Source organism: Caballeronia sp. DA-9 (assembly GCF_051615025.1).
GTDB classification, from domain to species: Bacteria; Pseudomonadota; Gammaproteobacteria; order Burkholderiales; family Burkholderiaceae; genus Caballeronia; species Caballeronia sordidicola.
On the sequence record NZ_CP195131.1, the window covers coordinates 1,110,192 to 1,125,681 of the forward strand.

Sequence of the window (15,490 nt, forward strand, 5' to 3'; positions counted from 1 at the left end):
CGTAAATAAAGACCCCTGAACATGGATCAGCTACTCGCCCTACGCGTGTTTGTCCGGATCGCCGACGCCGGAAATTTTTCCAAGGCAGCGGACTCGCTCAACATTCCGCGTCCTACTGTCACGAAATTAGTTCGGGATCTCGAAGCTCATCTCGGCGTCAAGTTGCTACAGCGCACAACACGGCGCGTCACTGTGACGGCCGAAGGCGTGGCCTATTACGAACGCGCCGTGCGCGTCATCGACGAAGTGCATGATATGGATGCGCTAGCCGCACATACCCGCGTGGAACCGCGCGGACGCCTGCGTATCGACATCGGGTCGTCACTCGCCAACCTGATCCTGATACCCGCTCTAGCCGATTTCCGGGCGCGCTATCCAGATATCCAGCTTTATCTCGGCGTGAGCGATCGCCCCATAGACCTGATCGAAGCAGGAGTCGATTGCGTCATCCGCGCCGGCACGCTACCCGACAGTTCGCTGGTGGCAAGGCGTATTGCCGAGTTCGATTACGTAACCTGCGCGAGCCCCGCTTATCTCGCGGCACATGGCCGCCCCACTCACCCGCAGCAACTGGAACATGGACACTCGTTGATTAGTTATTTTTCGTCCTTGACGGGAAAATCACGTCCGCTGCTGTTTCATCGCGATGATGAGACATTCGAGATCACTCGAGGCACTACAGTTGCAGTCAATGAGAGCACGTCTCGCCTCACGGCCCTGATAGCAGGGCTCGGAATCAGCCAGACGTATGGCTTCATGGCACGCCCTTACATAGAGCGCGGCGTACTGGTGCCGCTACTGCAAGAATGGAATCGTCCACGGCATGAGTTGCATCTGCTGTACCCGTCCAACAGACATTTGCAGACGAAACTGAAAGTTTTCGGCGATTGGGCTGCCGATATCTTCGCGCCATTCGATTGCCGGACAATATCCTTATAGAGAGCGGTCAACTGGCCGGCAAGCATAGTGCACAGACTCACGACTCCATGGATGGCGTAGATCCGGTCATGTTCTCCGCGCGCAGGAAATCGAAGTCGACGCCCTTGTCCGCCTGCATCACCGTCTCCAGAAAAAGCTTCCGGTAGCCGCGTGCCGCCGTCGGAACCACAATGGGTTCATCGCGTGCGCGCTGCGCCAGTTCTTCGTCGGAAACGAGCAGCGATATCTCGCGGTTTGCCACGCTCAGCCTGATCTGATCGCCGTTGTGCACATACGCAAGCGGACCGCCAATCGCGGCCTCCGGCGTCACGTGCAGGACAATGGTCCCGAACGCAGTGCCGCTCATGCGGCCGTCCGAGATGCGCACGATGTCCTTCACCCCTGCCCTCGCCAGCTTTTTCGGAATTGGAATGTAGCCCGCTTCGGGCATGCCCGGCGCGCCTTTGGGCCCAATGTTCTTGAGCACCAGAATGTCGTCCGCGGTGACATCCAGGTCGTCGGAATCGATGCGCTGCGCCATGTCGTCGGCGTTCTCGAACACGACCGCGCGGCCCACATGTTCCATCAAGTCGGGATGCGCCGCCGACTGCTTGATGATCGCGCCTCCGGGCGCGAGATTGCCTTCGAGCACCGCAATGCCGCCCTGCGGATAGATCGGCCGGTCGCGCGTCTTCACCACGTCTTGCGCGAAGCCCGGTCCGCTGAGTTCGATCTCTTCGCCAAGCGTGCGGCCCGTGACGGTCAGCGCGTCGAGTTTGAGCAGCGGCTTGAGTTCACGGAGCAGCGTAGCCATGCCGCCAGCGTGGTGAAAATCTTCCATGTAGTGCTGCCCGGACGGCTTGAGATCGACCAGAACGGGGGTATCGCGTCCCATGCGGTCGAGCGCCTTGAGATCGACTTCAAGTCCGCAGCGCCCCGCAATCGCAGTCAGGTGGATGATGCCGTTGGTCGAGCCGCCAATCGCCAGCAACACGCGCATGGCGTTATGAAACGCATCAGGCGTCAGGATCTTGTCGATGGTCAGCCGCTCGCGCGCCATCTTCACGGCCTGCGCACCGCTTTGTTCCGCCACGCGCATGCGGTCGGCCGTCACTGCGGGCGGCGTTGCACCGCCCGGCACGGTCATGCCGAGGGCTTCGGCAATACATGCCATCGTGCTCGCCGTGCCCATCACCGAGCAGGTTCCCACACTCGCGACCAACTGGTTGTTGACGTCCGCGATCTCCTGTTCGTCGATCTCTTCTGCGCGAAACTTGCCCCAATAGCGACGGCAATCCGTACACGCGCCCACACGTTCCGAACGATGCGAACCGGTCAGCATGGAACCGGTGATCAACTGGATGGCCGGCAGACCCGCCGATGCCGCGCCCATCAATTGCGCCGGCACCGTCTTGTCGCAGCCGCCGATCATCACAACGGCGTCCATGGGTTGCGCGCGCAGCATTTCCTCGGTGTCCATCGACATGAGGTTGCGCAAATACATGCTTGTTGGCGACGAAAAGCTTTCGTGGATGCTGATGGTGGGGAAGTCCATTGGCAGGCCGCCGGCGAGCATCACGCCGCGCTTGACCGCCTCGATCAGTTGGGGCGCATTGCCATGACATGGGTTGTAGGCGCTGCCCGTATTCACGATGCCGACCACGGGGCGATCGAGCGCGCTGTCGGTGTAGCCCGCGCCTTTGATGAACGCCTTGCGCAGGAAGAGCGAGAAGCCGCTGTCGCCGTAGCTGGTCAGGCCCTTACGAAGACCCGTGGAAGATTTTTCTGACATGGTTTTAGTGGTGAGTGAAACCGTAAAGCGTGTGTGCGTTGGTGGTGAGAATCGCTGTGCGCATGGCGGGATCCGGCGCCCAGAGGGCAAGCGTATCGAGCAATTGAGCGACAGTTGGCATGATGGTCCAGGTCGCGACATGCGGCCAATCCGAACCCCACACGCAACGATCGGGCGCGGCTTCAATCAGCGCCTGCGCATAGCCGATCGTGTCGCGATAAGGCGGTTCCTCCGCGCTCAGGCGATAAGCGCCCGATACCTTGACCCAGGCGCCGTCGCGAACCAGCGCGAGCAGTTCGCGAAAGCCCGCCGACCCGACGCCTTCGGACGTTGGAATGTGGCCCATGTGATCGACAACTATCGTCGATTGCAGCTTCCTGAATTGCGGCGCCAGCGAAGGCAGTTCCCTCGCGTCGAGCAGGAACTGCATGTGCCAGCCCCAGTCGCGCGCGAGCGCATCGTATTCGGCAAGCTGCGCCAGGCTCACGCCACCGCCGCCGTACAGCACGTTCAAACGCAGGCCGACCGCGCCGGCGTCTTTCATCGATTGATAGTGTGCGTCGGGAAGTCCAAGCGCCGGCACGACGACCCCGCGCAAGCGCTCACGATGTGCGCGCAATGTATCAAGCATCAGCGTGTTGTCCTGGCCATGCACGCTCACCTGAATCAGTACGCCATACTGCGAACCAACGGCGTCGAGCATCTTCAGATAGGCATCGGGCGTGGCGGGCGGCGGCGTGTAGGCGCGATCCGGCATCCACGGATAAAGCGGCGGAGCGCCGATCACGTGCGCGTGGGTATCGACCGCGCCGGCGGGCATTTCGAACGCCGATGGCCGCGGTTGTACCGGCGCGGGTCCCGGGCAAAGTGGCGCGTTGCTTGTTTCGATATCGCTCATTTGATGTCGTCCAGTTCAATGCCGCGCGTCTCGGGAAGCATCGCCGCGCTAAGGAGGAGCAATGCGTAAGCCACCACGGCAAAAATCGCGATGGCGGTCGCAAGTCCGAAGCGTACCGAAAATGCCCCGACAAGCGCAGGAAAAAGCGCGCCCATCCCACGGCCGAAGTTGTAGCAGAAGCCTTGGCCGGAACCGCGCAGCCGTGTCGGATAAAGCTCGGAAAGAAACGATCCCACGCCCGCAAGATAACCGCTTGAAAAGAACCCAAGCGGAAAACCAAGCCAGCGGATGGCTTCGTTGCTGATCGTGAATTGCGTGTAGGCGAGCACCACGATGATCGCTGCTATCGAGAACGACACGAAGAGTTTCTTGCGTCCGAAACGGTCCGCCATCCACGCGCCGAACAGATACCCTAAAAAACTTCCCGTAATCAGGAAACCCAGATAACCAGTCGAGTTGATGACCGTCAGATGCCGCTCGGTCTTGAGGAAGGTCGGAATCCACGTCGATATGGCGTAGTAACCGCCTTGGCATCCCATCATGAAGACCGATCCGAGCAGCGTGGTTTTCAGCGTACCGGGACGGAAGATTTCCCAGAGCGACGGTGCATCGCCATCGACCGCGCGTTGCTTTCTGGCTCTGTCGGCGATCTCGGGTTCCTTGACGTGACGCCGCATATACACCAGCAGCAGCGCAGGCAACACGCCGAATGCGAACATTGCGCGCCAGGCGGTTTCGGGTGGAAACACCAAGAACATCACCGCTTGCAGCAGGACCGCGGCGCCCCAGCCGACCGCCCACGCCGATTGCACCACGCCGACCGCGCGGCCCCGGAATTGCGGGCGGATAGTTTCTCCGATCAGCACGGCGCCCGCCGCCCATTCACCGCCGAAACCGAAACCGAGAATGGCGCGGGCGATCATCAACTGGTCGAAGTTCTGCACGAACGCGCACGCAATGCTGAATATGCAGAACCAAGCAACGGTGATCTGGAGCGTCTTCACGCGGCCAATCCTGTCGGCGAGATAACCCGCAAGCCAACCGCCAATTGCCGATGTCAGCAGCGTGCCCGTCACCGCCAGGCCCGCAATGCCAGTATCGACTTTCCACAACGTCATGATGGTGCCGATCACGAGCGGGTAGATCATGAAGTCGAGCGCGTCGAGTCCCCAACCGGTGAAGCACGTCCAGAACGTGCGCCGCTCCTGCGTGGTCAGTTCTTTGTAGAACGCGGCGAGGCCCGTATCGCCGCGCTTGTCCGGGCTCAAAGGTCTGTGTGGTGTTTGACTCATGCCGTGGGTATCCGTGTGATGGTACGTGCGTGAAAGCGTGTCACGCCTTCACGGCCACTTGTTGTTCCGCCGATGGCCGCAGTGCGGCGCGCCGTTGCCGCAAAGCCTGCAACTGGCCATCGATCAACACGCCGAGCACGATCACGCCACCCATCACGGCGAAGTTCAGCGATGACGGAATCCCCAGCAGATTGACGAGGTTCTGCAAGATTTGCAGCAGGACCGCACCCAGCGCAATGCCGAGTATGGAACCCTCGCCGCCGCGAAGCGAGCAGCCGCCAAGCACCGCCGCGGCAATGGCGTAAAGTTCGTAGAACGTACCATGCGATGCGGGCGCGACCGAGCGCGTGTACATGGCGAAATAGACAGACGAAATCCCCGCCAGTCCGGAGCAGATCACATACGACGCCATCACGACCGCGCGTGTGTTGATGCCCGAGTAACGCGCCGCCTCTTCGTTCTTCCCGACTGCGAAAAGGTATCGGCCGAAGACGGACTTGTGCAGGACAACCGCCATGATCGCCGCGAGCACCACAAACGCTATGAAGCTGTTCGGCACGCCCCAGATGTGCCCTGTAGTAAGCCGTTCCAGGGTCGGGAAGGTCTGTCCGAACTCGAATCCCGCGGTGCCGTCATCGGTGTAATAACGCGCCGCGCCGCGATAAATCAGCAAGCCGCAAAGCGTGACAACAAACGGCTGCATGCGCAGTTTCGTCACAAGAAAACCGTGAACCAGCCCGATCACCAGTCCCGCCACGACCATCAGCACGGTGGCGACGATCCAGTTCACGCCATCGGTTGAAAGAAGTGTCATGAAGATCACGCCGAGCAGCGCGAACACCGAGCCAATCGACAAGTCGATACCGCCCGTGATGATCACGAACCCCTCGCCTATTGCGAACAACCCGAACAGGCCAATAAGGTTCGCCGTGTTCGACAGATTCGCTGGCGAGATGAAACGCGGGTTGATGATCGCGACAATCGTACCCACGACCAGGATGAGCACGAGTAGCCCCAAGTCTTTCTTCAACATGATGTCTGCCTGTTTTAATGAACCGTCGGGGCTGTTTCACCGACGGCGAGATGCATGATGCTCGCTTCGCTGAGCGCGTCCCGTTCCAGAATGCCGGCGATTGCGCCCTCATGCATGACCGCCACTCGATCGCTCACGCCGATTACTTCTTCCATGTCGCTCGATATCATCAGGATCGCCACGCCCTGGTCGGCGAGCTTGCGCATCAGCGCATAGATTTCGCTCTTTGAGCCGGCGTCGACGCCGCGCGTGGGTTCGTCGAAGATGATCAGCTTTGGCTGCATGCACAGCCACTTACCGAGCACCACTTTTTGCTGGTTGCCGCCAGACAGCGCGCCCGCGGCGACATCCACGGAAGGCGCCTTGATGCGCAGCGAATTTTTCTGCTCTTGCGCCACGCGCCGCACGTTGCCGGCATCGACGAGATTCCCCCGCGATACCGACGGCAGGCTTGCAAGCACAATGTTCTCCGCGATACTGCTGTCCAGGATCAAACCGGCGTGCTTGCGGTCCTCTGGAATCAGATAGATGCCATGCCTGATTGCTCCGCGCGGGGAACGGATCACGACAGGCTTGCCGTTCAGGCGCAGCACGCCGCCCGCCGGCCGGTCGATACCGAAGATCGCGCGCGCCAGTTCCGTGCGCCCTGATCCGATCAGACCCGCGAGGCCCAAAATCTCGCCGCCGCGCAATGCGAGCGTCACGGGTTGCGCGGGATAAGCCGGCGTTGCGAACGCGTCGAGCTCCAGAACGGGCGCGCGCGGCGCCGTTTCCGGCGGCGTGTAGAGCGTGTTGAGGCTGCGTCCGATCATCAGGCGGATCATGGCGTCGTGCCGGATCGCCGCACGATCGAGGCTGCCCACCAGCGCGCCGTCGCGCAATGCGACCACGCGGTCCGCGCACTGCTCGATCTCTGACAGCCGGTGCGTGATGAAGATGATCGCCACGCCGCTTCGCTTGAGGTCGGCGACGACATCGAGCAATCGCGACGTCTCGGACGTGGTGAGGCTCGACGTGGGCTCGTCCATGATGATGAGCTTTGCATCGAGCGACAGCGCCTTGACGATCTCCAGCATCTGGCATTGCGCAATCGACAAATCGGCGACTGGCGTGCGCGCCGAAAAATCGCAGCCAAGCCGCTTCAAGAGCGGCGTGACGCGGACATGCAGCGCCTTGTTGTCCACCAGCCGCAGCGGGCCGCCATAACGCGGTTCACGTCCAATGAAGACGTTCGCGGCTACATCCAGGTTCTCGAACAGGTTGAGCTCCTGATGCACGAACGCTATACCCGCGCCCAGCGACTGCGACACGCTCAACGCGGCATGCTCGCGCCCTTCTATTGCGATCGTGCCGCTGGTTGGTTCGATCACGCCGCCGAGCACTTTCATCAATGTCGACTTGCCCGCGCCGTTCTCGCCAATCAAGCCGACGACCTCGCCCGCATCGACGTGAAAGCTCACGCCCTTCAGCGCCCGCACGGCGCCATACGTCTTGGTGATCGCAGTCAACGAAAGCAACGGCGCACGAGACGCGGACGGCAGCGGCTCGCTCATCACTTCTTCGCCATCCACGTCTTGACCTGGGCAATGAAAGCATCGACATTCGATTTATCGATGATCTGCGTCGGCACGATGATCTTGTGATCCTTGGGAATGAACGACTTGTCGCCTTCCACATAGCGCGCCATGTACTTCATGCCGAGGTAGCCCCATTGATACGGCTGCTGCACCACGGTTCCCGCCACCACGCCCTGCTTGATGCCGTTGAGCGTTCCCTGGTCATTGTCGAAGCCGACCACCGTCACCTGACCCGCGCGGCCGGATTGCTGCAACGCCAGTTCGATCTGCGGCGTGTTGTACGCAAAAATACCGATCATGCAGTTGACGTCCTTGCGCGCAGTCAGAATGTCGGCGGCGTTGCTTTGCGCGCGCGCCTGATCCATTTCGTCAGAGCGCACGCTGTCGATAGTGATCTTCGTATTCTGCAAGCCTTCCTTCATTCCCTTGATGCGCTGCACGGCCAGGTCGGCGCCCGGCAAGCCCGCGAACGCCACACACTTGCCGCCGTTCGGCATGGCCTTCATGAGGATTTGCGCGGCCTGCTTGCCTGCATCGAAATTACTCGATCCCAGATAAAACGCGCGCTTGGTGTCGGGCGCATCGCCATCGGTCGTGGCGAGCAGCGTCTGGCCGGCGACCTTGTTCAATTCGTCGGTCTGGGTCTTGGGGTCCACCGAACTCAGGATGATGCCGGCCGCGCCGTTGGCAACGAGGTCGTCCAGCAAGCGGTTCTGAACCGCCGCCGACGACTGTTCCGGATACTTCATTTCCAGCGTGTAGTTCGGCAATTCGGACTGGGCTTTGCGCATGCCGGCTTCGGCCAGCTTCCAGAAATCCACCGCGCCATTGGCGACGAAATAGAGGTGTTTTTTATCGGCGGCATGCGCTGTCGAAACCGCTGACACCAACAAGGCTGCGCTCAGCGCGGCCACGGACCACTTTCGGGACATGACTATCTCCTGTCATCCCTCTTTGCGAGGGAAACATATGTTGTTTTCGACGAATTCCTGAGAAACTTCGGGGCGGTTGAACCAGGCTGAAATAACGCTTCGGTTTCCTTACGAGTTGAACGCACCTCCATCCGCAAGCAGCGCCTGAGCATTGACGTACGAGGATTCGTCGGAGGCAAGGAAAACAAAGAGCGGCGCGATTTCGGCAGGCTTGCCCTGACGGCCAAGCGGCACGAAGGTCGAGACCTTGTCGTCCTGCGTGGTGCGCCCGCCCATGAATCCGACGATCGGGTCATTGAACGCGGTATCGACCCAGCCGGGGCAGATGGTATTCACGCGAATATTCGATGCGGCCAGTTCCAGCGCGAGCGTGGTCCCGAATGCAATGACGGCGCCCTTAGACGCCGAATACACAGTGAGCCCTGGCTGGCCGCGTTTGCCGGCAAGCGACGCGGTATTGATGATCGAGCCGCCGCCCGCTCGGCGCAGATGCGGCACCGCGTATTTCGCGCCGAAAAAAAGCCCGCGCACGTTCACGGCGAAGACGCGATCGAATGCGGCGGCATCGAGCGCCGTAATGTCGCCGGAAGTCATCACGCCCGCGTTTTGCGCCAGTACGTCGAGGCCGCCGAGCCACGCAGCGCCTTCGTTGATGAAATTCGCGACGCTTTCCTCGCGGGACACATCCACCGCAAGGAACCGCACGTTCGCGCCGAGTTCAGCCGCAACGGCGGCGCCCCGTTCGGCGTCGATATCGCCAATCACGACCTTTGCACCTTCTGAAAGGAAGGCGTCGACCGCCGCTTTCCCAATGTTGTTGACCGCGCCCGTAATGACGATGCGCTTGCCGCTCAGCCGCTGTTTCACGCGTCTGTCTCCATTCTTGTGTGAGCAATGATCCCGCGCTGGCGCGTGGCCGGACGGGGTGTGACGAACCGGGAAAAGCGCGAAGCGCGCTCTGAATTCCCTGCAAATTGGTTCGATGCGACAAGTCTCGTTTTCTTTGACGAGATTGTCAATGATCTTGTTGACGTACAATTCACCCGTGCCAGGAGATAACGTTTGCTTTACAGAAAAACGCTCGCGGCTAAAATTACGGGCATCGAACGTAGATGCTTTTCAATCCTCCTCAACGAAATACAGGTTTTAGATGACAGACACGACCACTCGAAAACCATCGACTAATCAGGTTCAAGAGATCGTGAAAGCGCTCGAGGAGCAGATCGTGCTTGGCTGGCTAATGCCGCGCCAGCGCCTTCTGGAGGAAAAGCTGAGCGCCCAGTTCGATTGTAAGAAGCACGTGATCCGCGAAGCCATCTTCGAACTCGAACGCATGGGGCTCGTCGAGCACATCGCCAACAAGGGCGCGACGGTGCGTCTTCTCAGTCCCGAAGAAATCCGCCAGATTTACTCGGTGCGCGAAGCGCTCGAGATGCTCGCCGCGCAACAGATTCCCCTGCCCGGCTCGCCGGAGTTCGTGGCGGAACTGACGCGGATCCAGACCGAACATACGCGGGCGGTGGAAGCGAAGGACTATCGCGCTGCATTTCACGCGAACATGGCGTTCCACGATTGCCTTTTCTCGGCGTGCGGCAATCCGTATCTCGCGGAGATGATCCGCAGTTCGGCGCAGAAGGTGCACGGTGCGCGGTTTTATACGTCCGCGAGCCAGCCGCATCTGATGAATGCCCGCGATGAACATTGGGCCATGATCCGCGCAATCGAAAGCGGCAGCCGCGAGAGTCTCGTGACGTTATGCCGAAGTCATATCGGCCCGTCGCTCGACACGTATCTCAATGCAGTGCGCGGACTGTTCGAGACCGCGCAACCGGGCGTGCTGAGATAGTTGATTGGCGGGCGAGGCGGACGTTATAAACGCCTCGCGCAATCTTCATTCTTTCTGTTTCTACCGATCAACCTCGCAGCCAGTGCCCGATGTTTCAGGCGGCTCGGCCTATTCAAGACGGCCTTGGGTATCGCCTGTGAAGGCGTTCAGACCAACTGCTCGCGCAAGACTCGTCACCCTCCATCTAGTGCGCGGTGAGCCCCTCAGTGGCCGCTCCATGCTCACGCCCCCGATTAGAAACCATCCTCACAAAACGCATTTCTAACCTGGGGTCGGTCATTTGACCGATAGCGCCGGAATGACCCGAATGCGATCCTGACCACCGATGCAAGCCCTGTCGATGCTGCAGCACGACGCCGGGTTTTCGCCGTTTTTAGATACAGCATCAGCGGAAGCTGCTCTGGTATTGCGGAGCACGCTTTGCCGCTCGCTGCCGTTGGTGCCTCATTCATATCGGCCATTTCGTAACCGCAATCTTCAACCGCTAAAGAACATACGGAGCATTCATGTCTATTCGCCTGAAACTCGCCATTTCCTCGCTGGCACTGACGCTCGCCGGAACATCATTTGCACAATCTTCTACCGATAAGCCCGAGCGGATCCGCGGCGCAATCGAATCTTTCTCTGGTAGCACCTTGCAGGTACACCGTCGCAGCGGCGAGACCGTCACCATCCAGATGAAGGATACGACGCACCTGAACGCGGTGAAGCCTGTGCAGCTTTCGGATATCAAGCCGGGCACTTACGTCGGCGCTGCGGCGATACCCGGTCCGGACGGCAAGCTGGTTGCGAAAGAGGTTCTCGTGTTCCCCGAAGCCGCGCGCGGTACGGGTGAAGGACACTATGCATGGGATCTCGGCGCGAACAGTTCGATGACCAATGCCAACGTTGACACCGTTGTGCAAGGCACCAACGGCCGAGACCTGACCCTCTCGTACAAGGGCGGCAGCAACACCATCGCGATCCCGGCCAATGCCCCGATCGTCACGCTCATTCCTGCAACCCGCGATGACCTGAGCACAGGCAAGCAGGTATTCGTCGTGGCAACGCATGGAAAAAACGGATCTTATGACGGCAATTTCGTCGTTGTCGAAAAGAATGGCGTAGTGCCGCCCATGTGAGCACTACAGCCAAGAATCTATCCATACGTGAGATAGCTAAAATCGAGAAGGAGTTTTCATGACTGATCTTTACGCTGATAGCAGCCGCGCTCGCGAAGAGCGTTGGCTCACGCAGTATTATTTTGTTCGCGCCGCGTTTTCCGCCGTCTGGGTTGCAATTGCTTTTTCTGTCGGGCTGCATTCCCCTGCGATCGCAACGGTTCTGCTTATTGCGTATCCCGCCTGGGATGCGTTTGCCAATTACATCGACATGTCGCGCAGCGGCGGCCTGGCCAAAGCGCGAATTCAGGCAATCAACGTCGCCATCAGTGTCATAACGACCGTCGCAGTTGTTGTGTCTTTGAGAACGGGCATGAACTGGGTACTTGCGACATTTGGCGCTTGGGCCATACTTTCCGGGCTGCTTCAGCTCGGCACCGCCGCAAGCCGGTGGAAGCGCTTCGGCGCACAATGGGCAATGATATTGAGCGGTGCCCAATCCGGGCTTGCAGGGGCGTTTTTCATCGTACAAGCTCAGACATCAATGTCTCCAGCTATCGGAAGAGTTGCCGGCTATGCTGCGGTGGGCGCCATCTATTTTCTGGTTTCAGCGTTATGGCTGTCGGTGAGCCGATTGCGGCGCAAGGCAGCTTGAACCGCCGATTAAAACGAGGATTGCCATGCACGAATCGACCGTTGAGAAACTGTGCATACTGGATGGAGGGATTGCTCGCGTTGAAGACGGCTCCATCTATTCGCCGGGCATGAATGTCGGGGTTCCCATGACCCTCAGTTGTAACGCCTATCTGATCCGCCACAGAAATAAATGGCTGATGTGGGACACGGGTACTCCAGACTATTTATATTCGGAGCCGGGCGGAAAGATCATCGCGCATGGTATCCGGGGCATGGTAGTCCGCACTGTCGCTTCGCAGTTCGAAGCGATCGGCGTCTCGCCCGACGACGTGGACATCGTGATGTTTTCGCACGCTCATTACGATCACATTGGAAACTCCGGGCTATTCAGAAACGCCAAATGGATCGTCCAGCAAGCGGAGCACGACGCCATGTTCGGCTCAAACCCAGACAGGTTTGGCTATCTGCCTGAGCTATATTCGACCATGCGCAATAACGAGGTCGAAGTCATACAAGGCGATTGCGACGTCTTCGATGACGGTGCAATTCGCGTGATCTATACACCTGGACACACGGCGGGACATAATTCGTTGCTCGTGAGACTTCCACAAACCGGCCCCGTCATTCTTAGCGGCGACGTGGCACACAACTGTTGCAACCTGAAGCATCGTCGCGTTCCCGCCATGAATGCCGATCGCGAGGCGTCTCTTGCATCGATGCAGAGGATCGAGGAACTGGCGCACAAGCAAGGAGCCAGGATCTGGGTCAACCACGACACGGCGCAGAGTGCCACGTTGCCCCACGCACCGGCGTGGATTGTTTAACACCACCGGTTGAGTCCGCGAGTTGCGCGCTCTGCTCGTTCACCGCGAACCCATGTTGCACCACTACGAGCCCATCCTCACGCTTATCCGAGGAAAGATCGGAATTTGGAATTCTGACGCAAAATCGCGTGCGCTGAGAACTTTGCGTCCAATTCGATTGCAACCGGCAAACGCGATCCGTTGAAACTAAGCGGACGTCCCACCCTCCCGTTGCTCAGTGGCCCGAACTATTGCATCGATACTAAGTCGCACATCAGCTTCAGTGGTCGCCCAACTCGTGACACTGATACGCATGGCCGGACGTCCCTGCCACACAGTGCCGCCGAACCAGCAAACGCCTTCGGCCTGAAGACGATCGATCACGGCTCGGGTTGCCTCAGGAGATCCGAACGACACGAGCACCTGGTTAAGCACGACATCGTTGAGAATTTCAAACCCGTGCTTCTCCAGGCTTTGAGAAAACATTCGGGCATGGCGGCACGTATGTTCGACAAGACCGGCGATGCCATCTCTTCCAAGATGCAGAAGTGCGGCCCATATTTCGACACCGCGCGCCCGCCTTGACGATTCGGGGGTGTAGTGCGAGGGCTCGCGATCGCCTTCCACCCCTTCAGCCAGGTACGCGGCGCTCGCCGACATTGCCGCGCGGAGATCGGCGGCCTTTCGGACAAGCACAATGCCACTGTCATAGGGAACGTTGAGCCATTTATGGCCGTCCGTCGCCCAGGAATCGGCCTCAGCGAAGCCCGCGGTCAGCGCCGCGAAATCACGATTTGCAAGCGCCCAGAGCCCGAAGGCGCCATCGACGTGAACCCAGGCTCCGGCCTCCCTCGCCCGGCGGCAAACCTCGGCGGCGGGATCGAAGGCTCCCGTGTTCACGTTACCTGCCTGGATGCAAACAATCGTACGGTCATCGAACTCCGGCAGACTATCGATCTTGATTCGCCCCTGCCGGTCAGTGGGAACCCGAATGACGCGCTCGCGTCCAAGGCCGAGCAGCGAGAGTGCCTTCAAGATAGTGACATGAACTTCGTCGCTGACGATCACGCGCAGTTCGGGGGCGCCGTAGAGTCCTTTCGCTTCCACATCCCAGTTCAGGCGAGAGAGAAGCGCGTGTCGCGCGGAGGCCAGCGCGGTAAAGTTCGCCATTGAGGCGCCACTGACAAACGCTCCCGCAATGCCGCTTTCCAACCCGAACAGATCGCTCAGCCATTGCAGCGACACGTCCTCAAGAACTGCCGCAATCGGCGAGGTCCAGCGAAAACAGGCATTCTGATCCCATGCCGTTGCAAGCCAGTTTGCAGCGACCGTAACGGGTAATGCGCCGCCGATCACCAGACCAAAGTATCTTCCCCCCGTAGTGGCGACCGTCGCTGGCGATCCTATTTCATCGAGGCGACGCACGATCTCCGACGCATCCATGCCTCTTTGAGGAAGCGGATGTTTTAATTCGTCCAGACGTTCGATTGCCTGAAGTGAGGCAGTGACCGGCCGCTGCCGGACGGACTGCAAGTATGCGATAGATCGTTGCGAGGCTTCTTGCAAGACTTCATTCATTGACGTCGCTTCCATTTGCGTCTCCCGACCTTGCAATGTGCTGAAAGTAATCTCCATTCTGGTGCTCATTGTTATCGCCAGTCAACGGCTGAGAACTGGATCAATTGCAAATGAAAGCTGCCCTTTCCTTCACGGTGACTCTGGAAACGGGTGGCACGGGGCTTGATCGAGATCTTTCACCTGGCAGTACATAAGTGGGCATTGACCCGCAGAGGCGGCGCGTCGTCGCAAAATGGCGGTTGCACAACGAAGCTCTCGATCACGCCAGACTTGAAGATCAGGCAATAAGTCGATCCGCCATACTGGAAATATCCGAGTTCGTCTCGATTAGGGAATACGGCTGCGATTTGATTCAGAACGCATCTTGAAGCTTGACGTTGTCGTGAATATTGTAGGGCGATGCCTCGCACGCGCTGACGATGACTTTGTCATTGCCGGGCTGCGCCACCGGCCGCGCGCCGGGCTTGAACTCGCGCGTGAAGAAGTGGTTCCATGACGCGTATCCCCAGTATGGTTTGGCTGGATCACATAAGAACTGCGACAGCCCGATCTTGCTGTCCGCTTCGTGACTGAACCAGCCATTAGGCGATCTAGTGTTCAAATGCTCACGCGAATAGGGCCCGCTAAGAAATGCCGACCACACGTTCAACACGCGCTTTAGATGCGCATTGAACGCCGGGTCGCGAAAGAGCGCGTAACCAGAGGGCATGACCATCGGCCAGTCCAGCAATGCATTAACCGGGCAATGGATCAGGCTGGACTCGCTAAAGGGCGGGGCGTAGGTCAACATTGCATCGAGCAAGACGATGAACTCGTCGATGTCTGCATAGCCAAGCTCGAAACCCGCTTCACGCGCCTGCCCGATTGCCCGGGTAAAGTCCATGCGTACCACGGGATCGTCCCGTATAAACGCCGCCGGATCCGCAACGGCACTATTCGTTTGCGCGGCGTTCGCACGCTTGCGTGCATGTGCTGCGAATTCCTTGCGAAAGCGCGCGACGACATCCTCTTCGCGTGGAAGCCACTCGCCGATTCGTCGCCTGGTCTGCCTCATCTTTTTTGCCTCCGCGAAGTCGTTGAATTCC

At 59.4% G+C, this 15,490-nt stretch carries 13 protein-coding genes and 1 pseudogene; 5 read left to right on the forward strand and 9 right to left on the reverse strand.

What is annotated here, in order from left to right; genetic code table 11:
• The first annotated feature begins 21 nt into the window (after positions 1-21).
• Entirely contained in the window at positions 22-939 is a 918-nt protein-coding gene (locus ACRWA7_RS04925) for a LysR substrate-binding domain-containing protein (RefSeq protein ID WP_438390309.1), read from the forward strand.
• A 37-nt stretch (positions 940-976) separates the two neighbouring features.
• Here ACRWA7_RS04925 and ACRWA7_RS04930 read toward each other — a convergent pair whose 3' ends face one another.
• From ACRWA7_RS04930 to ACRWA7_RS04960, 7 genes are all read right to left on the reverse strand, one after another.
• Positions 977-2,710 carry an IlvD/Edd family dehydratase gene (locus ACRWA7_RS04930; RefSeq protein WP_438390310.1) on the reverse strand — a complete coding sequence of 578 codons (1,734 nt, stop codon included), beginning with the start codon at positions 2,708-2,710 and terminating at the stop codon, positions 977-979.
• A 4-nt stretch (positions 2,711-2,714) separates the two neighbouring features.
• Positions 2,715-3,608 (reverse strand): amidohydrolase family protein, encoded by an 894-nt coding sequence (locus ACRWA7_RS04935; protein ID WP_438390311.1) that lies wholly within the window; start codon positions 3,606-3,608, stop codon positions 2,715-2,717.
• Entirely contained in the window at positions 3,605-4,900 is a 1,296-nt protein-coding gene (locus ACRWA7_RS04940; RefSeq protein WP_060819558.1) for an MFS transporter, read from the reverse strand. Before ACRWA7_RS04940 ends, ACRWA7_RS04935 begins: the two co-directional genes overlap by 4 nt.
• Positions 4,901-4,940: 40 nt before the next feature.
• Positions 4,941-5,933 (reverse strand): ABC transporter permease, encoded by a 993-nt coding sequence (locus ACRWA7_RS04945; RefSeq protein WP_060819556.1) that lies wholly within the window; start codon positions 5,931-5,933, stop codon positions 4,941-4,943.
• Between the two features lie 14 nt (positions 5,934-5,947).
• Positions 5,948-7,486, reverse strand: a complete 1,539-nt coding sequence (locus tag ACRWA7_RS04950) for a sugar ABC transporter ATP-binding protein (RefSeq protein WP_438390312.1) — start codon at positions 7,484-7,486, stop codon at positions 5,948-5,950.
• Entirely contained in the window at positions 7,486-8,442 is a 957-nt protein-coding gene (locus ACRWA7_RS04955) for a substrate-binding domain-containing protein (protein ID WP_438390313.1), read from the reverse strand. Before ACRWA7_RS04955 ends, ACRWA7_RS04950 begins: the two co-directional genes overlap by 1 nt.
• 108 nt (positions 8,443-8,550) lie before the next feature.
• Complete coding sequence (locus ACRWA7_RS04960) at positions 8,551-9,309, reverse strand: SDR family NAD(P)-dependent oxidoreductase (RefSeq protein WP_438390314.1); 759 nt, start codon at positions 9,307-9,309, stop codon at positions 8,551-8,553.
• 283 nt (positions 9,310-9,592) lie between these two features.
• Between ACRWA7_RS04960 and ACRWA7_RS04965 the strand changes: the two genes are divergently transcribed.
• From ACRWA7_RS04965 to ACRWA7_RS04980, 4 genes are all read left to right on the forward strand, one after another.
• Complete coding sequence (locus tag ACRWA7_RS04965; RefSeq protein ID WP_438390315.1) at positions 9,593-10,288, forward strand: GntR family transcriptional regulator; 696 nt, start codon at positions 9,593-9,595, stop codon at positions 10,286-10,288.
• A gap of 506 nt (positions 10,289-10,794) precedes the next feature.
• Positions 10,795-11,409, forward strand: coding sequence for a DUF5666 domain-containing protein (locus ACRWA7_RS04970; RefSeq protein WP_438390316.1), 615 nt, complete (start codon positions 10,795-10,797; stop codon positions 11,407-11,409).
• Positions 11,410-11,467: 58 nt separating this feature from the next.
• Positions 11,468-12,043, forward strand: a complete 576-nt coding sequence (locus ACRWA7_RS04975) for a hypothetical protein (RefSeq protein WP_060819545.1) — start codon at positions 11,468-11,470, stop codon at positions 12,041-12,043.
• A 25-nt stretch (positions 12,044-12,068) separates the two neighbouring features.
• Positions 12,069-12,848 (forward strand): N-acyl homoserine lactonase family protein, encoded by a 780-nt coding sequence (locus ACRWA7_RS04980; protein ID WP_438390317.1) that lies wholly within the window; start codon positions 12,069-12,071, stop codon positions 12,846-12,848.
• A 186-nt stretch (positions 12,849-13,034) separates the two neighbouring features.
• Here ACRWA7_RS04980 and ACRWA7_RS04985 read toward each other — a convergent pair whose 3' ends face one another.
• Complete coding sequence (locus ACRWA7_RS04985; protein WP_438390318.1) at positions 13,035-14,405, reverse strand: pyridoxal phosphate-dependent decarboxylase family protein; 1,371 nt, start codon at positions 14,403-14,405, stop codon at positions 13,035-13,037.
• A 176-nt stretch (positions 14,406-14,581) separates the two neighbouring features.
• Positions 14,582-15,459: pseudogene (locus ACRWA7_RS04990) on the reverse strand (phophatidylserine decarboxylase associated domain-containing protein).
• Positions 15,460-15,490 lie beyond the last annotated feature (31 nt).